Source organism: Longimicrobium sp. (genome assembly GCF_036388275.1).
Classification (GTDB): Bacteria; Gemmatimonadota; Gemmatimonadetes; order Longimicrobiales; family Longimicrobiaceae; genus Longimicrobium.
This window is the reverse complement of sequence record NZ_DASVSF010000098.1, coordinates 58,678-81,299: the sequence shown is the minus strand read 5'-3', so window position 1 is coordinate 81,299 and position 22,622 is coordinate 58,678. Positions and strand designations below refer to the sequence as shown.

General features: G+C 68.9%; 25 protein-coding genes. 8 read left to right on the top strand and 17 right to left on the bottom strand.

What is annotated here, in order from left to right:
* Positions 1-411 precede the first annotated feature (411 nt).
* From VF632_RS20735 to VF632_RS20715, 5 genes are all read right to left on the bottom strand, one after another.
* Positions 412-1,311: an alpha/beta hydrolase gene (locus VF632_RS20735; RefSeq protein WP_331024828.1), complete on the bottom strand. Its 900-nt coding sequence runs from the start codon at positions 1,309-1,311 to the stop codon at positions 412-414.
* 175 nt (positions 1,312-1,486) lie between these two features.
* Positions 1,487-2,728: a serpin family protein gene (locus VF632_RS20730; RefSeq protein WP_331024827.1), complete on the bottom strand. Its 1,242-nt coding sequence runs from the start codon at positions 2,726-2,728 to the stop codon at positions 1,487-1,489.
* A gap of 252 nt (positions 2,729-2,980) precedes the next feature.
* On the bottom strand, positions 2,981-3,580 hold the full coding sequence (locus VF632_RS20725; RefSeq protein WP_331024826.1) for a hypothetical protein: 600 nt from the start codon (positions 3,578-3,580) through the stop codon (positions 2,981-2,983).
* A gap of 111 nt (positions 3,581-3,691) precedes the next feature.
* Positions 3,692-4,021: a hypothetical protein gene (locus VF632_RS20720; protein ID WP_331024825.1), complete on the bottom strand. Its 330-nt coding sequence runs from the start codon at positions 4,019-4,021 to the stop codon at positions 3,692-3,694.
* Between the two features lie 9 nt (positions 4,022-4,030).
* Entirely contained in the window at positions 4,031-4,405 is a 375-nt protein-coding gene (locus tag VF632_RS20715; RefSeq protein WP_331024824.1) for a PH domain-containing protein, read from the bottom strand.
* A 194-nt stretch (positions 4,406-4,599) separates the two neighbouring features.
* Between VF632_RS20715 and VF632_RS20710 the strand changes: the two genes are divergently transcribed.
* The 5 genes from VF632_RS20710 to VF632_RS20690 all read left to right on the top strand — a co-directional run bounded on the left by VF632_RS20710 (position 4,600) and on the right by VF632_RS20690 (position 8,355).
* Positions 4,600-5,106: a DUF3761 domain-containing protein gene (locus VF632_RS20710; RefSeq protein WP_331024823.1), complete on the top strand. Its 507-nt coding sequence runs from the start codon at positions 4,600-4,602 to the stop codon at positions 5,104-5,106.
* Between the two features lie 99 nt (positions 5,107-5,205).
* The gene (locus VF632_RS20705) at positions 5,206-5,859 is read left to right on the top strand and encodes a hypothetical protein (protein ID WP_331024822.1); all 654 of its coding nucleotides are present in this window, start codon (positions 5,206-5,208) and stop codon (positions 5,857-5,859) included.
* 337 nt (positions 5,860-6,196) lie between these two features.
* Positions 6,197-7,177 carry a tetratricopeptide repeat protein gene (locus VF632_RS20700; protein WP_331024821.1) on the top strand — a complete coding sequence of 327 codons (981 nt, stop codon included), beginning with the start codon at positions 6,197-6,199 and terminating at the stop codon, positions 7,175-7,177.
* Between the two features lie 28 nt (positions 7,178-7,205).
* A complete protein-coding gene (locus tag VF632_RS20695; RefSeq protein WP_331024820.1) occupies positions 7,206-7,496 on the top strand; it encodes a hypothetical protein in 291 nt (96 codons plus the stop codon).
* Between the two features lie 7 nt (positions 7,497-7,503).
* The gene (locus VF632_RS20690) at positions 7,504-8,355 is read left to right on the top strand and encodes a hypothetical protein (RefSeq protein WP_331024819.1); all 852 of its coding nucleotides are present in this window, start codon (positions 7,504-7,506) and stop codon (positions 8,353-8,355) included.
* A gap of 21 nt (positions 8,356-8,376) precedes the next feature.
* On the opposite strand, the gene VF632_RS20685 is transcribed toward VF632_RS20690, so the two are convergent.
* The 5 genes from VF632_RS20685 to VF632_RS20665 all read right to left on the bottom strand — a co-directional run bounded on the left by VF632_RS20685 (position 8,377) and on the right by VF632_RS20665 (position 13,177).
* Complete coding sequence (locus VF632_RS20685; RefSeq protein ID WP_331024818.1) at positions 8,377-9,282, bottom strand: hypothetical protein; 906 nt, start codon at positions 9,280-9,282, stop codon at positions 8,377-8,379.
* A gap of 668 nt (positions 9,283-9,950) precedes the next feature.
* Positions 9,951-10,499, bottom strand: a complete 549-nt coding sequence (locus VF632_RS20680) for a hypothetical protein (RefSeq protein WP_331024817.1) — start codon at positions 10,497-10,499, stop codon at positions 9,951-9,953.
* A 100-nt stretch (positions 10,500-10,599) separates the two neighbouring features.
* Positions 10,600-11,217, bottom strand: coding sequence for a hypothetical protein (locus VF632_RS20675; RefSeq protein WP_331024816.1), 618 nt, complete (start codon positions 11,215-11,217; stop codon positions 10,600-10,602).
* A gap of 177 nt (positions 11,218-11,394) precedes the next feature.
* Entirely contained in the window at positions 11,395-12,135 is a 741-nt protein-coding gene (locus tag VF632_RS20670; RefSeq protein ID WP_331024815.1) for a DUF4344 domain-containing metallopeptidase, read from the bottom strand.
* A 178-nt stretch (positions 12,136-12,313) separates the two neighbouring features.
* Positions 12,314-13,177 (bottom strand): dienelactone hydrolase family protein, encoded by an 864-nt coding sequence (locus VF632_RS20665; RefSeq protein ID WP_331024814.1) that lies wholly within the window; start codon positions 13,175-13,177, stop codon positions 12,314-12,316.
* A gap of 757 nt (positions 13,178-13,934) precedes the next feature.
* On the opposite strand from VF632_RS20665, the gene VF632_RS20660 reads away from it, so the two are divergent.
* Both VF632_RS20660 and VF632_RS20655 read left to right on the top strand, forming a co-directional pair.
* Positions 13,935-15,107, top strand: coding sequence for a hypothetical protein (locus tag VF632_RS20660; protein ID WP_331024813.1), 1,173 nt, complete (start codon positions 13,935-13,937; stop codon positions 15,105-15,107).
* Positions 15,108-15,154: 47 nt separating this feature from the next.
* Positions 15,155-15,637 carry a hypothetical protein gene (locus tag VF632_RS20655; RefSeq protein WP_331024812.1) on the top strand — a complete coding sequence of 161 codons (483 nt, stop codon included), beginning with the start codon at positions 15,155-15,157 and terminating at the stop codon, positions 15,635-15,637.
* A 165-nt stretch (positions 15,638-15,802) separates the two neighbouring features.
* Here VF632_RS20655 and VF632_RS20650 read toward each other — a convergent pair whose 3' ends face one another.
* The 5 genes from VF632_RS20650 to VF632_RS20630 form a co-directional block, all read right to left on the bottom strand.
* Positions 15,803-16,528 (bottom strand): DUF3800 domain-containing protein, encoded by a 726-nt coding sequence (locus VF632_RS20650; RefSeq protein ID WP_331024811.1) that lies wholly within the window; start codon positions 16,526-16,528, stop codon positions 15,803-15,805.
* A gap of 156 nt (positions 16,529-16,684) precedes the next feature.
* Positions 16,685-18,193 carry a D-alanyl-D-alanine carboxypeptidase/D-alanyl-D-alanine endopeptidase gene (dacB, locus tag VF632_RS20645; protein WP_331024810.1) on the bottom strand — a complete coding sequence of 503 codons (1,509 nt, stop codon included), beginning with the start codon at positions 18,191-18,193 and terminating at the stop codon, positions 16,685-16,687.
* 51 nt (positions 18,194-18,244) lie between these two features.
* Positions 18,245-18,820, bottom strand: coding sequence for a GNAT family protein (locus tag VF632_RS20640; RefSeq protein ID WP_331024809.1), 576 nt, complete (start codon positions 18,818-18,820; stop codon positions 18,245-18,247).
* A 95-nt stretch (positions 18,821-18,915) separates the two neighbouring features.
* Positions 18,916-19,683, bottom strand: coding sequence for a DUF1499 domain-containing protein (locus VF632_RS20635; RefSeq protein ID WP_331024808.1), 768 nt, complete (start codon positions 19,681-19,683; stop codon positions 18,916-18,918).
* On the bottom strand, positions 19,676-20,422 hold the full coding sequence (locus VF632_RS20630) for a TVP38/TMEM64 family protein (protein WP_331024807.1): 747 nt from the start codon (positions 20,420-20,422) through the stop codon (positions 19,676-19,678). Before VF632_RS20630 ends, VF632_RS20635 begins: the two co-directional genes overlap by 8 nt.
* 187 nt (positions 20,423-20,609) lie before the next feature.
* Between VF632_RS20630 and VF632_RS20625 the strand changes: the two genes are divergently transcribed.
* On the top strand, positions 20,610-21,125 hold the full coding sequence (locus tag VF632_RS20625; RefSeq protein ID WP_331024806.1) for a molybdenum cofactor biosynthesis protein B: 516 nt from the start codon (positions 20,610-20,612) through the stop codon (positions 21,123-21,125).
* 453 nt (positions 21,126-21,578) lie between these two features.
* Here VF632_RS20625 and VF632_RS20620 read toward each other — a convergent pair whose 3' ends face one another.
* Positions 21,579-22,070: a GNAT family N-acetyltransferase gene (locus VF632_RS20620; protein ID WP_331024805.1), complete on the bottom strand. Its 492-nt coding sequence runs from the start codon at positions 22,068-22,070 to the stop codon at positions 21,579-21,581.
* A complete protein-coding gene (locus VF632_RS20615; protein WP_331024804.1) occupies positions 22,067-22,621 on the bottom strand; it encodes an RsmD family RNA methyltransferase in 555 nt (184 codons plus the stop codon). The genes VF632_RS20620 and VF632_RS20615 overlap by 4 nt, the downstream gene beginning before the upstream one ends.
* Position 22,622: the final 1 nt, after the last annotated feature.

Here is a 22,622-nt window from a genome sequence, read left to right as displayed (position 1 = left end):
ATTCGATTGCGCTTCGGCTGGCGTGGTGCGCCAGACTGGCTCCCTTCCCCCGCGCAGTTTGCGGGGGAAGGGCTGGGGATGGGGGGCAGCCGAGGCATGCGCCGGCTCAAGGCGAAACGCCACACAGCCGAGCAAGCCAGGCCTCGGCACTAGTGGCCGCTGCCGCGCCCCCAAGTGAGAGGCGTCCGCGGTTAGATCCTTGGGCCCGCGAAGTACGGCGTAGAGGTGAGTACGGCGCGCCTGGGCCTCAGGATGACAGGCAGTGGTGTGGCGGGAATACGGGACGCGCACCAGACTGGCTCCCTTCCCCCGCGCAGTTTGCGGGGGAAGGGCTGGGGAAGGGGGGCGGCCGCGGCGCGAGCGACAGCCCCTCGAACCGCGATCGAAGTTCTTCCTTCGGGTGGGGCGCTCCTACAACGGCGGCTCGCGGTGAACCCGCGGCGCCTCCTTGGGCGGAATGCCGAGCAGGAAGTGAAGCTCGCGGCGCAGCCGGCGGGCCCAGGCGCGCTCGTTGTGCCTGCCCCCCATCTCCACCACGAACATCAGGTCGCGCCCCTCCACGTATCCCTTGCGGGTCAGCAGGTCCTTCATCCGCCGCACGTCGTGCATCTCCTCGCCACCCTCGCCGGTTCCCACGTCCAGGTACAGCCGCCCGGGCACGTACTGCCGGTCCTGCATCCAGCCGTACACCTGCCGCCCTCCGAACCACAGCGCCGGGCTCATCACCCCCGCGAAGCCGAACACACCGGAGTGCTTGAAGAACGCGTACAGGCTGATCAATCCCCCCATCGACGAGCCCGCGATGCCCGTGGACTCGCGCCCGGGCCGCGTGCGGAAGTCGCGGTCGATGATGGGCTTGATGGTGTCGATGACGAAGCGCAGGTACGAATCGCCCTTGCCGCCCGCCTTGTGCTTGTGCTCGTGCCAGGGGCCGTACTCGTTCAATCGCTCCGGGCCGATGTTCGGGATGCCCACCACGATGGCCTCCAGCCCCTCGTCCGCGGCCTGCTCCAGCGTCTGGTCCACCTCCCACTCGTCGCCGAAGCTGGTGGCGCGGTCGAACAGGTTCTGCCCGTCGTGCATGTAGATGACGGGATAGCGCCGGCTGGACTCGTGGTAGCGGGGCGGCAGGTACACCAGGATGTCGCGCGCATTGCCCAGCTGCGGGCTGTGCAGCCCGTGCAGCACCTTGATGGTGCCCACGGCCGTGTGCTGCTGGCCGTCGTCGGTGAAGTAGTCCTTCCAGTCGCCCCGCTCCGGTGCCGCCTGGTCCGGGGCGTGCTCCGCCACCGCCGTCTGCTCGTCCGTCATCCCGATCGCCGCTTCCGTCTGCCGTTTTCGTGCGCGTGAGGCGCCCCGCCGTTGCGGAACTCGTGCCGCCGTGGGGCGCAAAGCTATCCCGCCGCGCCGCCGATGACCACCGCGCAACGGAAAAAGGCCCCGCGCGCGGCGGGGCCTTTCTCCTGCGACGGGCGTCGCGTCCGCGTCACTGGCTGCGCGGATCGCCGATCAGGCCCACGAACAGGATGGTGCCGCTGTGCCGCTCGCGGATGGCCACCAGGAAGGGCCGGTCGGCGCGGAAGGAGGGCGGCGCGCTGGTCACCCCCATTTCCACAGAGGTGGCGGCCGCGGCCTCGGTGCCCTTCTCGTTCACGTCGATGAACGTCTTCTGCTTGACGTTGGTGATGAACAGGTCCGCCCCCAGGGGCGACATCCCGCTGAAGTCCGCCGCCACCTGGTGGAACGCCGTGCCCATCCCCAGCGCCATGAGCGTGTTGTTCAGCACCTCGTCGTACTCCAGGCGAAAGCGCGGCAACGAAACGTCCATCTCGGTGTCGCGCAGCTGGGCGATCCACCCCTGCCACTTCTCGTCCGTCACCCCCGCCGCCCACTGCCGCAGGGGCTGCCCGTGGGGGGGCAGAACCAGCGTCATGGAAAAGGCGCCACGTCCGTACGCCAGGTCCACCATCTGCACCTGGTCGTTCATCACGGTACGCACCTTGGCGTCGCGCATGAACATCATCTGCACGGGGTGCTGGCCGCCGTCCGCGCGGTGGAACGGGGCCGGGCTGGTGCGCGCCGGATCGAACTCCTGCGTCCAGCTTCCCTTGAAGTACACGGCGTTGATCAGGTACATCACCACCCCGGCGTCGATGCCCTCGACGATCTGCTTGATCTTGCCGTTGGTGCCCTGGTCCACCCACCCGTTGATGGTGTTCACCGAGGCGGGGTTGCCGAAGTCGAGCGCGGTGACCCGCGCGTCGAAATGCTGCAGGCTGGACTCCACGAACGCGGGGTGCAGCGGAAACTGCTGGTCTACCCAGATGCTGTTGGCCAGGCGCATGTCGACGTTGCCGTCCAGCCCCAGCAGCAGGTCGATCAGGCTGCGGTACGAGGCGTTGATCTCCGCCGGCTCCATGGTGCCGAAGCCCAGCGTGGAGCGCATCCCCGTGAACGTTTCGCCGCGCGCGCCGTTCATCGTCATCCCCAGCGCCATCGACGCGCTCAGCGGGGACAGGAAGACGTTGGACGACGTGTCGCGCGCGCTCACCTCGCGAAGCAGGTTGAACCCGAAGCGGTTGCTGGCGACGATCAGGTCCTGCTCCGACTGGGTGAGGGCGCGCGGCAGGCGGGTGATGGGCTCCTCGTTTCCGCTTCCGAAGATGGATTCACATCCGGCCAGCGTCGTCACGAGGGCGAGTGCGGACAGCGGCTTCAACCAGCGCATGGGGATTCTCCTGGAGGAACAGGTCGCGGACAGGTTCGCGAGAGAACGCACGAGCCCGCCTCGTTCGGACGGGTGTGCCGTCTCGGGGCGGGTACCCGTCAATCCACCGATACCAGCCGTAACGATGCGTCAATCGCAACGGCCGGCGCCGTGGCACGCCGGATCCGGGGCGGGCCAGCAACGTGAACCGGCGCCGCGGGATCGTGTCCCGCAGCGCCGGTTCGTCGTTCAGGCCAAAGCCCGCGGTCCGGATCAGTCGATCCTGACCGGACCCGGATTGAACTCCGTAGACACGAACGTGCCGGTGACGGTGATGCGGGGCGTGCCCTTGACATCCTGCCACCGCCGGGAGCACTCCGGCGCCTCGTTCCGGGTGCGCTCGTCCATCATGCAGTAGCGGAGGGCGGTGATGGTGAACGTGCCCGAGACTTCGTTGGACGTGGAGCGTGTAATCTCCACGAAGCCGCTGTCGGCCACGAACTGCTCCATCCGCCCGTCCACCCGGCGGAAGTACTGGATGGTGATCCCCTTCGGCTGGAAGCGGTAGTCCTGCCCGTCGCCCAGGTCCACCAGGCTGACGGGGTGGCGCCCTTCGCGCAGGCGGCCGCCGTCCCACCGCGTCAGCGCGAACTGGTCGTCGTTGCTGTCCGTGCCCAGCCCCACGGAAACGATCTGGAACTGCTGCTGGCCCGGGCCGGGCGTGCCCACGTGCCACTCGGCGTTTCCGTTGTACTCTTCGACCACGGCGCCGCTCAGCGACGCGCGCAGGTACGAGGGACCGCCGTCCGGCTCTTCGCAGGCGGCCAACGGCAGGGCGAGCAACGCGAGGCAGGCAACGAGCTTGCTGGTCATGGTCAGGTTCCGGGTATCGACGGATCAGGCGCGGTTCGGTCTGGAAACGTCTGACTCCCCTCCGGAGTGACACCCCCCGCACCATCGAGCAAGCCGTGCGTTCATCGCCCCTCAGAGTTGGCGCGCCCGGGCAGACTCGTCCGTCCACAGGGCCGTCCGGAACGCCACCGGGCGCGCGCCGGCTTCGTCCAGCAGCGCCAGCGCCTCCTGCGTGAACACCGTGCCCACCGCCAGGATGCCGTCCTGCGCCGGGTTTTCCAGCCGGCGCAGCGCCTTGCGCACGGGCGGCGAGGGCACCACGTCGCGCTCCGCGTGGTCGAACAGGAGCAGCGAGTATTCTCCGTCGGGCCGCGTGTCCTTTACGACGGCGTCGCGGTAGGCCGGCGGCACCATGTCGCGCAGGCGGGCGCCGGGCACCCGGTCGTGGATGGTGGCCTTCATCGTGTGCCGCTACCGGAGGACGTAGGTGGCGAGCACGGTCTGCAGCTCGTAGATGCTCAGCTTCTTGTTGAAGCGCTTGGCGATGTGAGTTCCGCCGGTGATGAAGATCTTGAGCTCGGCGTCGAGGTCGAAGGTGCCGGACGTTTCGATGCTGAAGTGGGTGATGGCCCGGTAGGGGATGGAGTGGTACTCGGTCTTGGACCCCGTCATCCCCTGCACGTCGGTCAGGATCAGGCGCTTGTCCGTGAACACGAACGAGTCGCGGATCAGCTGATACGCTTTTTCCACGCGCTCGCCCTGGATGAGCAGCTGCGCGAAGTCTGCCTGCGCCTTGCCGGGCTCGATCTCCGACGCGTTGCCGAGTACTCCGCTGAGCAGTCCCATTTTTCGTTTCCTGTGGCGAGGGGCGAGTGGAATCGTGTTTGTCCGGAAGCTACTCGGACGGTGCGGTTCCGCGCCACGTGCTGCCGTTGATTGGGGCAAAGCAAGCGGATTGACCCGCACAGAATCCCACAATATCTTGCCCGCATAATCGCTGTACCGTTGATGTGCTCCACCCTTGAACGCGAGACCCTTTCATGCGCACCCCCTCCCCCGCCGTGGCACGGCTGTGGGCCGTCCTGGCCCTCGTTCTCGGCTTCGCCGCTCCCCTCGCCAGCCAGTCGGGCACCCGCTACACCACCACCACGCTGCGGCTTCGCGCCCAGGCTTCGACGGATGCCGCGCCCTTGCTCACGATGCCGCGCGGAGCCACCGTTACCGTCGCCCGCTGCGCGGACCGATGGTGCCAGGTGGAGTACCGCGGCCGCAGCGGCTACGCGGCCCGGCGCTACCTCACGCAGACTCGCCCCTCCGCCCGTTCCACCCCAAGCGCCACGCGAAACCGTCCGTCCGCCCGCTCCAACTCGGAGTGCGGATCGGGCGGATACGTGAACTCGCGTGGCCGGTGGGTGCCCTCGCCCTGCAGCAGCCCAAGCGGCCCACCCGCCGGCGCGTCGGCCCGCTGCCGCGACGGCACCTACAGCTTCAGCCAATCGCGCCGCGGGACATGCTCGCGGCATGGCGGCGTAAGCAGGTGGTTGTAGTACAGGTTCTGAGACGTTCAGGGCGTCGGAAAAGTGTGGCGCAATTCTGCGCAAGACTGTAGGCGCGAATTCAATTTCGACGGGCGGGGGAGATAGCACATGATGCCGATACCGATAACGATGGCAACGGTTGCGCTCCTCGGGCTGGGGGCTCGCCCCACGGCCGCGCAAGAGTGGGAGAGCCGACCGACGCGTGAACGCGAAGACGTACACCTGCGCAACGACTGCCGCTTGGCGGTGCAGGTGCTCACACACGGGCAACCCGCCACCAAACGCGAATGGGCGCTGGACACCATTGACCAATGTGACGAGAGCGGGCCCCCGGTGCTCGCCCGCATGTGGCGGCAGGTCGCAGCGGACTCCGCATCCGTGGGTCACATGGTCTATCGTAGCGTTCGGCTGCGGGACCAACGCGTCTACGACGTGGTGTTCGACATCGCGCGTGACCCGTCCGTCCCCGCACTCAAGCGTGCGGCAGCCCTGTATCTGCTCGGTCGCTGGGCTCACCCCGGGTTTAGTTTGCCGTTTCGACAGTTCTTCGCGCCCGACTACGAGCCGGCCGAATGGCGCGGCGGCGTTAGTGGGGTAACGTTTAGCTTTATCGACCACGACACGCAGCACCCAGGTGCGAAGCCGTTGCCCGAGACCATCAAGGCCGACGTACTCCGGCTAGCCCGCGGCATTGCCGCCAACGACCCCAACTACCGCTTGCGGGCGACGGCAGACCTGTTTGTGAAGACGATCCCGAAGTAGCCCAGACAGCGTCCCGCCGATCGGATGGTATCTCCTCTCCGGCGGAACCAACTTCCACGTCGAGCAAGGTAATCCCGCTTCAGGCGGCGCCCCGGCAGGACGCAGGTTGCACGTGGGGGGTTCCGCAGTGTGCGACGCTGTCGCCCTCGACGGCATCACCCTCTCTTCTGTTGGTGGGCATCGGTGTATCGCCCGCCTCCCCATGCTGCGCGGCTGCGTAACCGTTCTCCCTCAACCACATTTCAGGCCGTAGACGCACACGGGGCGCGGCCTCTACAATAGGCGCCTATTGTCGCGCCTGTGTTGGGCCGCGACGTGCACCCGCGCCGCGCCTCCCATGTCCCCCGTCCGACGCCGCAGCCGCGCCGAGCTGCCCTCCTCTCCCATCGAGTTCGCCTACCCGGTGGCCGTTCCCGACGGGACCGTTTTCGGCGGGGTCATCCTGCGCGAGGTTCCCCACAGCTTCGCGCTCCAGGTGTTTCAGGCGCTCCGGATGACGATGGCGTGGGCCGCCGGTCCGGAGGCGTCCGGCATCGAGTTCGACACGATGAACCTGTGGGAGTGGGAACTCGAGGTGCTGCAGACCGAGGGCATCGACGAGGCGCTGTGGGCTCCCGTCGCGGTGATTGCCGGCGAGCTGACGCGGCCCGCGATGCTGGTGCCGGAGCGCCTTTCGCACGCCTGCCTCGCGGTGATGGACTGGGCGCTCGGCGCCGATGCGCACGGCACGGCGCTGCTCTTCGCCGAAGCCGCGGCCGTGGTGTGGCCCAGCAACGCGCGCTTGGCGTGGATCTGCGGCAAGGCGTATCGAGAACGCCACGACTTCGCGCGTGCCGAGACGTGGCTGCGGCGCGCGAAGCGGGTGGCCGTGTGGACGGGTGATTGGGAGATGCAGTCCCTAGCGATCAACAGCCTGGGCAACATCAGGATGTGGATGGGCGACCTGGATGCCGCACGGGAACTGCTCCTCCAGGCAGGGCGTATCGCGAAGGCGCGGCGGCTTCGTGAGCGGCACGCAAAGGTGCTTCACGACCTGTTCCTGGTCTGCATCTACTCCGGTGAGTGGAAAGAAGCCGAACGATACGCGGAGCAGGCTTTCGCGGCGTACGGTCCGGATCACCCCAACATCATGGCTCTGACGTTCGACCTGGCGCTCCTTGCCACTCACCAGGGCCAGTTCGCCCGGGCGCTTGAGGTGCTGAACCAGCTCCGCGACCAGTTCACGGATGATGATCGGCGCTTGCGCGTGTATGCGATGATCGCGCGTGCAGCCGGCGCGGCGGGCGATGCCGAAACGTTTCAGAGTGCAATGGACTGAATCGTGGACTCTGATCGACGGGAACACGGTGGACCACCTGCGTGCGGATGCGGCGCTGGAACTCGGGTTGGGCGCAATTGGCCTTGGATTTCGCGACCACGCGATCCATGCTCTTGTCATTGCAAAGGAGGCGGCGAAGGAGCTGGGTGAGCGCGATACGCTCCAGAACGCGGAATCCGCGCTCGGCAAGCTGGAGTACCATGAGGCTGCCGCCGTCGCGGCGCGAAACCGGCCCGCGGTCCGCACGCGTGCCGCGGAACTTGCTGCGAAGTACATCCTGGTGGTGCAGGCGCCCACCGGAGGAAACGCCGCCAACTAGGACCCTCGTGGAAGTGACTCTCCCACCAAAACAAGCAACAAGGCAGGCCCACCCCGAGCGCACGCTGCTCGTGCTGGCGTCGGACTTTCCCGAGGCGCCGGAGGCCGTGGACGGATACGCGGTGCAGGCGGCGGAAGGCTGGGCGGAGCTGGCGGAGCGCGTGCGAGTCGCGGCGCCGTCAACCATAGCCGTGGTGCGGGTGGAGGCCAGCGGCGACGCCGCGGAACTGCGCGGGCTGATGCGCGCCACGCCGTCGGTCCCCGTGGTCGCGGCCGTGAGCTTCCGCCAGGCGGGCGCCGCCCAGGTGGGCGCGCTGCTGATGGCCGGCATCGCTGAGATCGTGAACCTGGATATGCTGCCGGTGCTGGCGGGAATGGTCCCCACGCTGCGCCGCGCGCACGCCCGACCGCTCAAGCGGCGCCTGGAGGCGGGGCTGCCCGTGTGGGTGCCGGAAGAAGCGCGCACCCTGCTGCGCGCGGCGGCGGAAACGGTGGTAGACCGGGGCGGGCGCCCGAGGTTCGCGGGCATCTTCGGCGTCTACGTGCGCACCGTGGCCATCAAGAGCCGGGAGCTGAACCTGCCCCCGCCGCGGCGGCTTCTGGCGTGGGTGCGCGTGCTGCTGGCGCTGTCGCTGCTGGAAGAATCGGAGCGGACGGTGATCAACGTGACGCACGTCTGCGGATACCGCGACAACAGCTCGCTCAAGCGCGCGATCGAGAACTTCACCAGCACCCCTGCCCTCGCCTCCATCCGCGACCAGAGCTTCGCCGCCGCCTTCGACCGCTTCGCCAGCGAGCTGCGCGACCTGCGACTGGGCACGCACAGCCGCACAGCCGCCCCGCGCCCGGGCTCCGCGTAAGAGAGGGCGCGGCGCCAGTGATCAGGGAGCGGGCGCGCGCTGCACGCGGAACTCGTACGGAACCGGCTTGCCGTCAGTAGGGGAAAATGCGAACAGGACCAGCCGTTGCACTCCGGTTTCTCGCACGATGATACTCGTGGACGAATTCGCTTCCAGGGATGACGGCACTCCAGCAAAGTACAAACCTTCTACCAGGTCGCCCGCCGGGCCGCGGATGGCGCCCCGGGCCTCGAATACCGCTCCCGAGGTGGGGCGATACATCACGATCACCCGCTCGCCAGCGCTGGCCGAGAAGCGGAACTCGTCGGGCTCACCGTTGAACGCGAACGACTCCCCCGACACCACCTCACCCAGCGAAATCTCCGCGTTGCGAGTTTCTGGCGCGGCCCCCTGCTGGCCCAGCATCACCCGGAACGGTACGGTCGGGCCACCCTCGCGCAAGAAGACTCGCACGCCCATCCGTGCACCCTCGGGAACCACTCGCCACCCCGAGCCGTTGCTGTCGAGAAGGAACTCGGGTGAACCGGAAGCCGGCGCGCCCAGGAAGGTGATGCCGTCGGTACGATCGAACACCTCCGCACGCAGCACGTCCAACCGGTTTCCACTGGTAGCCTGCAGGAAGAGCTTGATCGTATCACCCGGGTTCACGTCGGCCACGTACACCACGGTGTCGGCGGCCGATGCAATCCGGCCCGAGGTGACGGTGCCGGGTTCCAGCTGCCGCTCCCGCTCGTCGGGGCCGGTAGACTCGCAGGCACCAACGAGGCTCGCGACGAGCAGGCCCAGCGGGCGCACGCAGCGGAACCGGCGCACCGTGTTAGAAGCGAGGAGCGGGAACATAGGCCATGCATTCGGGACGGGAAGGTGGGCAACGTTGCTGCCGGTGACGCGAGCAAGGCCGATGCCGGGAGCCGCATCCTTGGACATACAACCTCCGCATCTCCGTATCATCCCCGCCCGCACGAACCGGAGATGAACGGGTGACATGGAAGCGTGGGTAGAGGACGGGGTCATCCGCGCGCTCGCCCGACGGCCGGCCTCGCGCACTTGGCCGTGCATGCAGTCCGTGAAGGCGGACTTCGGGCCCTCGTTGCCGCGACTTCAGTCGCCCCAGCGGAGCCGAGGCCTCGGCATTCGTGACCGCTGCCGCGCCCAAGCTTCAAGGTTTCCGCGGCGAGATCCTCGCCCCGCGAGCATCGGATTGCGGGTGGGTACGGCGCGCCTGGGGCTCAGGATGACAGATCCCGTCGTCACGTCGGCATTGGATGCACCACGCGGAGTCCTGGTGTGTACCCCCTCTCCCACGCTGTTTGTGGGAGAGGGTGGACGAGCCTAAGCGAGGACGGTGAGGCCCCCCGCAGAGCCGAGGTCCCGGCAACCGTGACCGCTACCGCGCCCAGCCGATTACGCGACCGCGGCTAGATCCTTCGGCCCGCCAGGTGGCGTGTACGTGCGAGGCCGGCGTGGCTTGGCCTCAGGATGACAGACTGCGTGCCGAGTTCAACCGTGCGTTGCAGTCCGCGAAGGCGGACTTTGGGCCGTTGTTGCCGCGACTTCAGTCGCACCCGCAGGGCCGGGGGTCTCGACTCTCGTCCTCAGTACCCCGCGGAATCCCTCCCCGCCGAGTCGGGCGCGGCCGAGTCCGGGGCAGCCACGGTGCTGTCGCGCATCCCCGGGAGCTTGGGGCGCCCGTCGGTGCAGTACGTCTGGATCACCGGCACCACCAGCCCGCAGTTCGTATCGCCGCTGCAGCGCGCCGTCTGCCACGTGACCGAGCGTCGGATGGCGGTCGGCGGCGGCACGTTGTCGCAGTAGCCCGGCGATTCGCGGCTGGATTCCAGGCAGGCGCGGAAAAAGGCCCCGATCTCCATCTGCCCTCCGAACGAGCGGGCCTCCCCGGCACGCCGCTTGGCTTCCGTCTCGCACCCGGCCTCATCAGTGCCAGGGCCGAAGCGCTGTCCCTCGGCTTTGCCCTTGTCCACCCCGGCGCTCAGCTCTTCTTTGTTGCCGTTCAGCCAGAAGAACGAGGCCACCACCCCCAGGATCACCAGCACCACCAGCGCACCGCACCCGATGCCCGCGATCTTGAGGCACCCGCTGCGTGACGAAGACGAGGGAGGCGGAGGGGGAAGATTGATGCTCACGGGCGGATCGGGGCCAGGGTGACGGAAGCGAGCGACGGCAAACAAAAGGCGAGATGCCGGGCCGTTTGTCCAGCCCCGGAAACGGATCGGTGCCGGCGCTCTACTCCTCGTACGACTGGAGCATGCGCCTTTCTTCGCGCCGGGCGATGTCGCGCAGCGCGGCTTCCCAGCTGATGCGCTCCATCATGGCGGCGGCCTGCGCCTCGATCCAGATCTCGCGGAGCACCACGTCGGTCAGCCCCACGGCCTGCCCCTCGCGGGTGCGGCGCAGCTCGGCGGCGCGGCGGGCCAGGACGACCAGGTCGTCGGGGATGTCGGACTCGGGGTCCAGGTAGGCGCGGCCGGCCGTCTCGTCGCTGCGGCCGTCCGTCGGGTCGTCCGGCCTGGGCGGGCGCGGCTGCCACCGGCGCGGGTCCGACGACACGCGCACGGCCAGGCTTCCCTCGGCGAACGGCTGCCACCACTCGATCAGGCCGCCCTTCAGCTCGTCGAGCAGCTTTTCCATCGCGGCGCGGATGGGGCCCTTTCGCCCGCCCACGCGGCGGGCGCGCTCCACGATCAGCAGCAGGTCGGCGCCGGGCTGCTCATGGGCATGGCTCTGGATCCACCGCAGCGCCCGCTGCCGCGCCGTCTCCGGCCCCTCGTTCTGAAGGTCCAGCCGGCGCATGGGCGGGTACCGCTGCGCCTCGTACTGCCGGGCAAGCTCGTTCAGCCGCATCGCCCCCGCGTCTCCTCTACGCTCGTAAACGTGAACACGGGCGCGGGTTACGCATGGACGGGGCCGCGGAAAGGAAGGATCGCGCCTACAAGGCAGGCCTTGTCACCGACCGCCCACTGCGCTGCACTGGCCCGAGCAGTGGCCGTGCCTGCGCAAAGGGGGAAGAGCGCGGCCCGATCATCGTGATCTCAGCCGATTGCCCAGGCGATTGCCCCACACGGTGAGGAGCCGCTGGCCGGCGGTGGTGCACTGCGATGCGCGCGAGGCGGGGAACAGGCCCGCACGGCGAATCGGCTCGTAGGCACGCGCGTTGATGCCGTATACCAGGCAGGCGACGTTCTGAATCCGTGCCGCCGTGAGCCCGTGGCCTTCGGCAAAATCCCACTGGGCCCAGTTGGCGTCGGCCCGCTGCAGGGTAGTGATTCCCCGCAGCGCCACTCCCGACGGGTCATGGAAGCGCATCAGCAGCAGCGCCACGAGTTCGTCCACCGCCTGCTCCTCGCGCCCGCCCACCTGCAGATCCAGCTCGTCGATCACGCCATGGGCAACCGCGTGCAATTGCAGAAAGAACATCGCGGGGGCAAACGACTCCCGCAGTGTGTCGGCGGAAAGGAGGTTGTGCACCCGCGTCCCCATCCGATAGCAGATCTCCACCGCACGCTGCTCCGAAACCCACCGCACGTCGGAGGTGGGGCACTCGGCCATGCGAACCGCAATGCGGCGCGGCATGCGGAGCCACCCGTTCATCGCCAGCGCAAACTGCTCCAGCTGCCTGTCTTCCATCATCCGTCGTCGCACGCGGGCAGCCTCGGCTGACTGCACCTCCGGGTATTCAGCGACGAACTGCGCGCCAGCGGGGGTGGACAGGGCCGCGACAGCCAGGAGCGCGGCGCAGAAAGCGATTCGAAGTGTCGGCACGGGAGAGGGCCTGCGAAGGAAGGGGAAACGGATGAAGACGGCGAGGGATGGTAGGCACCCCCCATCCGGGAGTCAAGCACGTGCGGGCCGAAACCTCGCCGCCTGCCCCGCCCCTCCCCGTTCCGCGGCGCGGCTCGAAGAGGGGGAGTTCACCGCAAATGACGGCGGCTGGCGCTGATCAGCGAAGGTGCAGCCCGAAGTGGGAGGTCGTGCGCCGCCAGGCATCGCTGGCCACGTCGGCCTTGTACGCTTGGCCCGACGGGTTGGCGAAGGCATGGCCGGCGCCGGGATAGATCTGGATGGTGGCGTCCTTCCCCACGTCGCGCAGCGTCGACTCCATCTGCCGCACCTGGTCCACGGGAATGCCCTGGTCTTCGGCGCCGAACAGGCCCAGGAGGGGCGCGCGCAGGCGGGCCAGCTGCTCGCGGTCGGTCACTACGCGCCCGTAGTACATTACGGCCGCGTCGAACTTGTCGGGCAGGTTCAGCGCGCCCTGCAGCGCCCACGCCCCGCCGAAGCACCACCCCATGATGCCGATGCGCTGCGCCCCGGTGCGCTCCTCGAGCGACCGGACGGCGCCCGCCAGGTGGGCGATGCCGCGCGAGGGATTCTGCATCACGCCCTGCATCAGCGTGCGCGCCTGCTCCGGCGACTGCGCCACCTGCCCCTCGTACATGTCTACCGCGAGCACGCGGTAGCCCTCGCCCGCCAGCCGGCGCGCCATCATGCGGACGTTGTCGTTCAGCCCCCACCACTCGTGGATGACGACCACGGACGGCAGGGACGCATTCGCGGCGGCGCCTGCGGGACGCGCCTCGTAGCCGCGGACACGCGAGCCGTCCACCGAGTACTCCACCTCCTGCGCCACCACGGGGGTCCGCGGGTCCATGGTGGCCTCGTTGGCCACGGGCGTGTGCCCGGCGTGCTCGCGCACCATCGCATCCACGTGCGCCTGGCTGCCCGTGGTCCCCTCTACCGCCGGCCGGGTAGCGCACGCGCCGAGCACCAGCGCGGAAATCAAGATCGACAGCCTGCCCAGCATCGCGTTCCTCCCGAGGATTGAGATCACGAATTCACGCGGCACTTACGTCGCGAGAATCGTACGAGAGAGGCACCTCGGCTGCCGTGGGGCCCTCACCCGGCCGCGCTGACACGCGTGCCACCCTCTCCCACAAACAGCGTGGGCGAGGGGGTACACACCAGACGAGTGCGCGAAACCCGGCCGAAGCGCACTCGAATTCTCCCCTCTCCCGCTCGCGGGAGAGGGGCCGGGGGAGAGGGCAGCCGCGGCATGCGCCGGCCTATTTCGAAACGCCACATACCCCAGCACGCCTGGTCCGATCACGATCCCCGCCGCGCGCAAATGGGCTGGCTCCCTTCCCCCGCGCAGTTGGCGGGGGAAGGGGCTGGGGATGGGGGGGCGCCCGCCGCACGCGCCCAAGCGGCGGACCATGATCGAAGTTCTCCCCTCTCCGCACGCAGTTTGTGCGGGGAGGGGCCGGGGGAGGGGCAACCCCGGCGCCGAGCCGAGACCCAAGGCTCCGTGCCGCTGCCGCGCCCGGGCTGAAATGCGTCCGACGGTCCAGCGTGCGGGCGGGTTCGGTGCGCTCGCGCCTCTGGATGACAGATGGCCCGCCCCGCCAGCCGACCCGCACTCCCGCACTCCCGCACTCCCGCACTCCCGCACTCCCGCACTAACGCACTAACGCACTCCCCCACACTGGCCGGGAGATTGCGACTGGATGCCTCCAAACGCCGGGCACCGCCCCGGCACGGATGATGAAGGACCCGCAACGTCTATGGAATACGCACGCGACGACTACCTGTTTCCGCTCTGGACGGAGCCCCACTCCCGGTGGGAGCGGTCCGGCCTCAAGCCACAGCAGGAGCGGCACTTCAACCGCGTCGCTACGCTGCTGGTGGGGCTGTTCCTGACCGGGTGGGTGTACACCATCGGCTTTGCGCCGCGCGCGGACCTGGACCTCAACCAGCCCGCGGTCGCCAGCATCACCTCGCAGATCCTGCGAAGCCCGCTGGCGTCCGACGCCGCGCCGGAGCCCGCGTTCCTCGTGGATGAGTTCGTCCGCTCCTTCGAGGAGGACTTCCAGGAACAGGTAGGCGGCCTGAGCGGCGCCGTGAAGGTGGAGATCCTGGCACCCGGCGAAACGCTGCAGGTGCCCGGGGCCGACACGCTTCCGGAAGGCGCCCAGATCGTGCTTCGCCCCACCGACGGCGCGGGAGGAACGGGCGCGGCGTCGGAGGTGCCGGCCAGCCAGGCGCCCGGCGAGTCGGGAATCTGGAACCTGGCGCTGCGGGTGCGCGACGCCATCCGCCCCGCCTCTACCGTGAGCGTGATCACCCTGGTGCCGCTTTCGCGCAAGCAGGGCGGGCGCATCGGCAACTACCGCATCGGCAACTGGCCCAACGAGCAGGGCGGCGCCACCAACCCCATCTACCGCCCGCCGGCGGGGATGATCGAGGTGACGCAGGCGAACAAGGAAACCTGGCTCTCGGAGCACATTCAGCTCAAGGACTTCATCACCAAGGGCCAGGAAGGGGTGTGGCCCAAGTACGTGGTGGTGCAGCCGCCCATCCTCGACAAGATCGAGCTGGTGGTGCAGGAGCTGGAAAGCATGGGGCACCCGGTGAAGAACATCTTCGCCGTCAGCGGCTTCCGCACGCCGGCGTACAACGCGGGCGGCGGCAACACGGCGGGGCGCGGCAAGCTTTCGCGCCACATGTACGGCGACGCCATGGACATCGCCATCGACAACGACGAGAACGGCATCATGGACGACCTGAACGGCGACGGCAGCATCAACCTGTCGGACGCGCGGGTGATCGGCCAGGCCGTCGACCGGGTGGAACGCAAGTACCCCAACCTGGTGGGGGGGATGCACTACTATCCCCCCACCGGGGGGCACCAGGGCATGGTGCACATCGACACGCGGGGCTATCGCGCCCGCTGGTGAACGGGCGGCTGGCGCCCGGATCCTCGTGACCTCAGGAGCCAACGGTGGTGGACGACGGACGTAACGCGGGACTCCACACGGAGCGGCGCGATGCGCGCGATGAAGACGAGGGCGCGCGCACGCCTCAGATGGACGTGCGCGATGAAGACTTGGAGCCGCATGCAGGCCTCCGGTACATCGCGCGGATGTTCAAGATCCTGGCGCTGCTGCTGATCCTGTTGCTGGTGGCGGAGATCGTCATCGGCCTGGTGCAGCAGGGCAACGCGGCCATCCCGCGGCTGCTGATCGAAGCCACGCGTCTGATCGTGTTCGCCGGCCTGCTCTGGGGCGCGGCCGACATGGGGCTAATGCTCATCGAGAGCAACCACGACCTGCGCGCCACGCGCATCCTGGTGGGGCGCCTGAACAACCGGGTACAGAAGATGGAGCAGATCGCCCACTCGGTTCAGCGCTCCATGGGCCCGCAGTCGTCCTCGTCCGGCGGCCACCCCCCGCCCTCGCCCGGGCCGCGGGGCGACCCGCGGCTCTGAAGGCACGCGATCCGAGTACTGCGGCGCTCATCAGGGACGGGGAAGCGGACGCGCTTGACGGAAGCCGTCGGTCGGATTAGTATTCGGTAACACGTAAAGCGCAGCCGGGAGTGGGCACCGCACTGGTGGAGCCCCAAGCGAAAGCCCCGGCTGCGCACGTGTATTCTAGGGCCACACCCGGCCCCTCCAAACCTGCTTCTCCACCGTAGCCCAGAGGCGCTTCACTGCGAGCGCCTGCTGGGTATTCTTGTTCTTGTCCCGCTGGTATCGCTGGCAAAGGAACGCGCAGTTGTCCGCCAGTTGGAGCAGGCGGCTGTTGTGGGATTTCACCCAGTGAACGTTGTCGATGATCCGGGTGAGGTCGATGGGCTGATGTCCGAAGCCGGTACCCAGTTGCTTGTATCTCGGCAGGTCCTCGATCACCTGCTGTTCCACCGACTTCTCCTCGTCCGAGACCAACAGCCCGTACTTGCGCTTGGCGCGAAGGAAGCGCTCCACGTCTTCCGCGAAGAAGAGGAACGCCAGCTTGTGCGGGTGCATGGGCTTGGGATACCGCGCCGCCAGCGCGGGCTTGTGGATGCCATGCCAGATCACCTGGACGCCGAAGCGAGGCAGCAGATCGACCATGCTTTGGTACAGGGCGATTCGATCGGCAGGCTTCAACGCGGCGCATGGGCCCTCGCCTCGGTACATGTCGCTACCCTTGCACTCGAAGCCGGACGCGTGGCATGCAGATCCGAACCGCCCTTCGAGAGTGGCGGTCACGGCATCCTCGAGAGGACGCGCCTGGTCGCTGTGGATCGCGAGCCCGACCAGGTAGTTGATCGTGATCGTGGGGTGCGTCAGGTCCGCCCCGGTGTTGCCACTTCCATCGAAGAAGAACAGGTACATGGCGCCCTCGTCTGGTTACGCGGGCGCACACGATAGCTGGAACAAACGCCACGGCGCAAAGGGCGCTTAATCCGCCACCAAGCGAATGGGAGAGCCGCGGAGGAGCACGAATGCTCTCCGCGGCTCTCTGTTCCCCGTGGCTCCGTCTGAGACGATCTACCGCGTTCCGTGCGCGATCACCCTCATGATCGCCGCTTCGGCCACGCGGTCCACGTCGCGGGAGCTGAGGGTGTGGTGGTTCATCAGGATGGAGAACACCATCGGCTCGCCGGCGGCGGTGGTGAAGTAGCCGGAGAGTGAGCGAACGCCGGACAGGGTGCCCGTCTTGGCACGCAGGTTCCCCTCCGCCGGAGTGCCGCGCATGCGGCTGGCCAGCGTGCCGTCGCGCCCGGCGATGGGGAGCGAGGCCGCGAACACCTGCGCGTGCGGGCTGCGCGACTCGCGCTCCAGCAGCGCCACCAGGAACGCGGGCGCGACCAGGTTGTAGCGCGACAGCCCCGAGCCGTCCGCCTGCGCCAGCAGACGCGGCGGCATTCCCCACGCACGCGCCAGGCTGTCCACGACGGCGATCCCCGCGCCTGCCGATCCCATCCCCCGCAGCTCCGCGCCCAGCGTCTTCAGCAACACCTCGCCGATCTGGTTCTGGCTGGGCTTCATGAACGCCGCCAGGATCTCCGCCATCGGCGGGGAGGTGTGGGTGAAGAGCAGGGTGTGCGTTCCAGGTGCCCCCTCCCGCTGGTCCGCGTCGTATGCGCCGCCGTCCACGCGGATGCCCGCCTCTACCAGCGCGTGCCGCAGCGCCGCCGCGAAGAACGCCGTGTTGTTGCGGATGGCGATGGATTCCTCCACGAACGCCGTATCCGCGGGGATGGAGCCCGACACCGTCAGCCCGCCGCCCTGGTCGGCGCGGATCACGCGGAAGGTGGCCTGCGAGTCCGCCGCCCCGACCGCCACCGTCCCGCTCACGTCTACCCATCCCTGCGCCGCCGGGCGAACCGTCACCCGCGCCGTGGGTCCCCCGGCGGGCTCGGCGCGGACGGTGACGAATCCCTCGTTCATCATCAGGCCGCCGACCTCGGCCGAGTAGGGCGCGTCCGTGTCGTCCCAGGCCCACCCCCGCCCGTACGGCACGTCATCGAACACGTCGTCGTTGCCCAGCACGTTTCCCGTCACCCGCGTGACGCCGTGCGTACGCAGCGAATCGGCCCAGGCGCGGAAGACCGTCCGCACGTCGCCCATCATGTGCTCCGAGATGCTCGGATCCCCCGAGCCCAGCACCACCAGGTCGCCGCGCAGCACGCTACCGCTCACCGGGCCCGCCGCGGCCACCCGCGTCCGGTAGCGGTACTCGGGGCCCAGCGCCTCCAGCGCGGCCGCGGCGGTGACGATCTTCATGTTGGACGCCGGGACGAACATCCGCCCCGCGTTGTGCGCGTACACCGTCTCGCCCGTGCGCATGGACTTCACCAGCACGCCCCAGTGCGCGTTGGCGAACAGCGTGTCATTGAAGATGCTGTCCAGCTCCACGGCGATGGGCTTGGGCGTGGGTGTGCGGACGACGGTCGATCCCGCCGCGGGCACGGGAGCCAGCGCCGGCTGGGCGGGCGCGCAGGCGGCCGCCAGCAACGCGAGAACAACGGCAGCAGAACGGCGGATGGGCATCATCTGCGAAAGTGCTGAGGGTGGTGCGGCGCGGATCGACGTACCGGCACGCCGTCAGAGCATGGCTTCCAGGCGCGCCTTCACCGACGGCCACTCATCGTCCACGATGCCAAAGTAGACCGTGTCGCGGATGCGGCCGGCCTCGGTGATGGCGTGTTTCCGCAAGATCCCCTCCTCACGCGCGCCGATGCGCAGGATGGCGCGGCGCGACCGCTCGTTCAGCACGTCGGTCTTCAGCTCCACGCGAATGCAGCCCAGCGTCTCGAACGCGTGGCGCAGCATCAGGTACTTGGCCTCGGTGTTCACCGCCGTGCGCTGCCAGGGCGAGGATATCCACGTCCAACCGATCTCCACGCGCCGGTGCGCCGCCTCGATGCTGCCATAGCGCGTGCTGCCGATCACCCGCTCGCCCGCCGCGTCCAGGGTGACGAACGGCAGCGCCGTCCCCCGCGCCTGCCCGTCGAGCGCCGCCTGCACGTAGCGGCGCATGTCGTCTTCCGCGTGCACCTGCGACGTCGTGAGCCGCCACAGTTCAGGGTCGCTCGCCTCCCACAGGGCAGGAACGTGATCCAGCGTCATCGGCACCAGGCGGACGTGCCGGCCCTGCAGCACCACGGGCTCCAGTTTCACGATTCGAACGGGTTCGGGGATGCCGTGAACGCGAACCCTCTTCCGCGGCGGTGCGGAAGAGGGCGATGCGGATCGTCGGGACGCGCGGCCCCGCCCTACTCCGCCCGCACCGGCGCGGGATCGGACTGGCGGAGCTTGTCCAGGTACGCGCGGATGCGCCTGGCGTTGGCGCCCACGTCGCCGCGGCCGATCCGCGACTTGCTGCGCACGTCCACGCGCGAGATGCCCGAGGCGGAGCTGACGCGCACCACCACGTCGTCCTTGAAGCCCATGAACGGCGTGGTGGCGGTGCCCTCGATTCGGCCGTCGCGGCGGTTCTGATCCACCAGCTCCCATCCCATGTCGCGAACCGTCTCCAGCGCCAGCGTGAACGCCGAGTCCACGGGCATGGCGAGCATCAGCGGCTTGATGTCGGGGTACGCCTCGAGCTGCTGCCGCGCGATGGAGTCGCCCGCGTACTCGGGGGGGTTCGGCGCGTCCTTCCGCAGCGGGGCGATGGCCACGAACGCGGGCGGGTTGGCGACGTCGGTGGTAATGTCGTGGATGCCCGGGTACTTCATCGCCTCGTTGCGCCAGCTCCACGGCAGGTACAGCATCAGCGCGCCGATCACCAGCCCCGCCGCGGCCAGCGCCCGGCCCCGCCCGCGCGCCAGCGCCAGCCCGGCGATGGAGACCAGCGCCGCCGCGCCGCCGGCGTAGGCCGCCCAGCCCATCATCTTGAACGCCGTGCGGAAGTGCCAGAAGCCCATCCGCGTTCCCGGGCCGCTGAGGAACAGCAGCAGGGCGGCGAGGAGCGCCAGCATCAGCCCGGCGAGGGCCACGGGGTGCACGCGGCGGCGGGAGGCGTCGTCCAGGTCAACCATTCTTTTCCTTGAGTTTACGGGTGCGCCGCCGCTTCCACGCGATGGGCGCCAGGCTCAGCACACCGAGCATCCCCAGCGCGATCAGCGTCTGTCCGCTGACCAGGTCGCTCGCGCTTTCGATCTCCGACAGCGACTCGCCCACGTTCACGAACACGAAGCTGCCGGGAAGGATACCGATCGCCGTCGCCGCGAAAAAGGTGCGCACCTTCACCGGGGTGAACGCGGGCACCAGGTTCATCAGCCAGAAGGGAAAGGCGGGGACCAGCCGGGTGAAGAGAATGTAGTTGAATCCATCCTCCTCGAACCGGCGCGCCATCCGCTTCAGCCGCGGACCCATCCGGCGCCGCACCGCGTCGGCGAACAGGTAGCGGGCGGAGAGAAAGGCCAGCGTGGCGCCGATGCTGGCCGCTACAACCACCAGCGCCGTGCCGATCCACCGGCCGAACAGGAAGCCGACGGCGAACGACATCAGGATGCCGCCGGGAAAGCTGAGCGCCGTCGCCACCACGTACACGGCGAACGCCAGCAGCAGCATGGTGACGAAGTGCCGCTGGGTGTACGCCAGCAGGGTGGCGCGATTCTCCTTGAGCGACTCCAGCGTCAGGTAGCGGTGCCCGCCCAGCGCGAAGAACGCGGCCAGGCCGCCCAGCATCACCGACGCCAGGACCACCTTCTTCCACCGCCCCCCGCGCCGGCGGCGCGGCGATGGCGGAGTAGCGGGCTCGGGGCCGGCGGTCACCTGCAGATCGCTTTCATCCTGCGCGTGGGTGCGGCGCGGCGGCGGAGGGTGGGAGGTGCCCTCAATCTACCGCCCCCCGAACGCGCCGCAACGTTCGCCGTGTCTGGATGCGGATGCGGTGGCGCCCCGATTGCCAGCGCACCAGCGGACGCGCGAACGTGACGACGGACCTGAACGGACTCTGACGATGACGACGGAAAGCAGCGAGCGGCACCACCGGCTGGCGGACGATCGGGGGCCGGTGCCCGTTGGGATCGTGACGGTGAGCGATTCGCGGACGGAGGAAACCGACACGAACGGCGCCTGGCTCAAGGAGGCGATCGCAGCCGGCGGCCACACGGTCGCGGACTACCGGCTGATCCGCGACGACCCCGACGAGGTGGATGCGGCGCTGCTCGCGATGGCGTTCGGGGGCTCGCGCATCGTGGTGTTCAACGGCGGCACCGGCATCGCGCCGCGCGACACTACGTACGACGTGCTGGCGAGGCGGATGGAGAAGCCGATCCCCGGGTTTGGCGAGCTGTTCAGGATGCTGAGCTGGGACCAGGTGGGAGCCGCCGCCATGCTTTCGCGGGCGACGGCGGGAGTGTACCGCGGGAGGGTGGTGTTTTCGCTCCCCGGCTCGCCCGCCGCGGTGCGCCTGGCCTGGGAAAAGCTGATCGAGCCGGAGATCCGGCACCTGGCGTGGCTGGTGGAGGGGTGAGGGCCTGAGCCGCCGACCTGGCGTGTGCGACCGGCGCCCCCCATCCCCAGCCCTTCCCCCGCAAACTGCGCGGGGGAAGGGAGCCAGCCCGGCGCGCGTCCCAAATCCCGCCACACCACCGCCTGTCATCCTGAGGCCCAGACGCACGACACTCGCCCGCACGCCGTACTTCGCGGGCCGAAGGATCTAGCAGAGGACACTTCTCAGCCCGGGCGCGGCAGCGGTCACCGGAGCAAAGGCCTCAGCTGCCCTGGAGCATGTGGCGTTTCGAGGTCGGTCGTGCAGTCCCCGGCTGCCCTCTCCCCCGGCCCCTCTCCCGCAAGCGGGAGAGGGGAGAATTCGATCCCGCTTCGGCTGGCTTGGCGCACTCAACTTCGCGTGCAGTCCGCGAAGGCGGACTTCGGGCCGTCGTTGCCGCGACTTCAAGCGCCCCAGCAGAGCCGAGGCGGGTTGTCATGAAGCCGCGCCCGCGATCTCCTGCAGCTGCTCGGCGTTCAGCCGATAGGTGTACCACTCGGTCATCCGGCGGGCGCCCAGCTTGTCGTAGAACCCGATCGCGAGCTCGTTCCAGTCCAGCACCACCCACTCCATCCGCCCGCATCCGCGACGCACCGCCTCACCCGCCAGGAACCGGAAGAATGCGCCTCCGATCCCGTGGCGCCGCGCGTCGGGCAGCACGAAGAGGTCTTCCAGGTACAGCGTGGGAAGCGCCAGGAACGACGAGTACGTTTCCAGCACGATGGCGTACGACACCGCCGTCCCGTCCAGCTCGCCCAGGAACACGCTGATCCGCTGCCGCGGCCCGAACGCGTCCGCCACCAGCCGGCCGCGCGCCTCGGGCGAGGGCCGGTCCAGCTTCTCGTAATCGGCGAGCTGGTCCACCAGGCCCAGGAACGTGTCCGCGTCGTTTGGCGTGGCGGGGCGGATGGTGATGCGGGCGCTCATTCGGCGGCGGCGGACGCGTCCTGCGGGAACGGCCGCGCACGGTAGAAGGTGAGCGCCGTGTTGTCGTCGATCTCCACGCGCTTGCCGCCACCGGGCAGCTCGTGGTCGATCGCGTGCTCCACGGCCAGAATGGAGGCGAACGGCGTCTGCTGCCACGTCTCGATCAGCCGGTCCAGCATCTTGGACCCGTACGGCGGATCGGCGAACGCGATGTCGTAGGCGAACGGCTCCAGCGCCTCGGCAAAGGGCAGCGCGTCCTTCTTGAACAGCCGCGACCGCTCGCGCACGTGCAGCGCGGCGATGTTCGCCTTCAGCGCGTGGACGCTGGCGGGTCGCGTCTCCACGAAATCCGCGGTCGCGGCGCCGCGCGACATGGCCTCCAGCCCCAGTGCGCCGGTGCCGGCGAACAGGTCGATCACGCGGGCGCCCTTCAGCTTGGGCTCCAGCAGCCGAAGCCACTCCTGCCGCACGTGTTCCGCCGTCGGGCGAACGCGCTTGTCCGGCGGCGACATCAGGTGACGCCCCGCCCACTTTCCCCCGATGATCCTCATC

What these genes read in the sequence shown, in the direction of transcription:
- VF632_RS20735 (WP_331024828.1), bottom strand. Translation starts at nt 1,311, where the DNA reads ATGACGGACGAGCAGACGGCGGTGGCGGAGCACGCCCCGGACCAGGCG.
- VF632_RS20730 (WP_331024827.1), bottom strand. Translation starts at nt 2,728, where the DNA reads ATGCGCTGGTTGAAGCCGCTGTCCGCACTCGCCCTCGTGACGACGCTG.
- VF632_RS20725 (WP_331024826.1), bottom strand. Translation starts at nt 3,580, where the DNA reads ATGACCAGCAAGCTCGTTGCCTGCCTCGCGTTGCTCGCCCTGCCGTTG.
- VF632_RS20720 (WP_331024825.1), bottom strand. Translation starts at nt 4,021, where the DNA reads ATGAAGGCCACCATCCACGACCGGGTGCCCGGCGCCCGCCTGCGCGAC.
- VF632_RS20715 (WP_331024824.1), bottom strand. Translation starts at nt 4,405, where the DNA reads ATGGGACTGCTCAGCGGAGTACTCGGCAACGCGTCGGAGATCGAGCCC.
- VF632_RS20710 (WP_331024823.1), top strand. Translation starts at nt 4,600, where the DNA reads ATGCGCACCCCCTCCCCCGCCGTGGCACGGCTGTGGGCCGTCCTGGCC.
- VF632_RS20705 (WP_331024822.1), top strand. Translation starts at nt 5,206, where the DNA reads ATGATGCCGATACCGATAACGATGGCAACGGTTGCGCTCCTCGGGCTG.
- VF632_RS20700 (WP_331024821.1), top strand. Translation starts at nt 6,197, where the DNA reads ATGTCCCCCGTCCGACGCCGCAGCCGCGCCGAGCTGCCCTCCTCTCCC.
- VF632_RS20685 (WP_331024818.1), bottom strand. Translation starts at nt 9,282, where the DNA reads ATGTCCAAGGATGCGGCTCCCGGCATCGGCCTTGCTCGCGTCACCGGC.
- VF632_RS20675 (WP_331024816.1), bottom strand. Translation starts at nt 11,217, where the DNA reads ATGCGGCTGAACGAGCTTGCCCGGCAGTACGAGGCGCAGCGGTACCCG.
- VF632_RS20665 (WP_331024814.1), bottom strand. Translation starts at nt 13,177, where the DNA reads ATGCTGGGCAGGCTGTCGATCTTGATTTCCGCGCTGGTGCTCGGCGCG.
- VF632_RS20660 (WP_331024813.1), top strand. Translation starts at nt 13,935, where the DNA reads ATGGAATACGCACGCGACGACTACCTGTTTCCGCTCTGGACGGAGCCC.
- VF632_RS20650 (WP_331024811.1), bottom strand. Translation starts at nt 16,528, where the DNA reads ATGTACCTGTTCTTCTTCGATGGAAGTGGCAACACCGGGGCGGACCTG.
- dacB (WP_331024810.1), bottom strand. Translation starts at nt 18,193, where the DNA reads ATGATGCCCATCCGCCGTTCTGCTGCCGTTGTTCTCGCGTTGCTGGCG.
- VF632_RS20635 (WP_331024808.1), bottom strand. Translation starts at nt 19,683, where the DNA reads ATGGTTGACCTGGACGACGCCTCCCGCCGCCGCGTGCACCCCGTGGCC.
- VF632_RS20625 (WP_331024806.1), top strand. Translation starts at nt 20,610, where the DNA reads ATGACGACGGAAAGCAGCGAGCGGCACCACCGGCTGGCGGACGATCGG.
- VF632_RS20620 (WP_331024805.1), bottom strand. Translation starts at nt 22,070, where the DNA reads ATGAGCGCCCGCATCACCATCCGCCCCGCCACGCCAAACGACGCGGAC.
- VF632_RS20615 (WP_331024804.1), bottom strand. Translation starts at nt 22,621, where the DNA reads ATGAGGATCATCGGGGGAAAGTGGGCGGGGCGTCACCTGATGTCGCCG.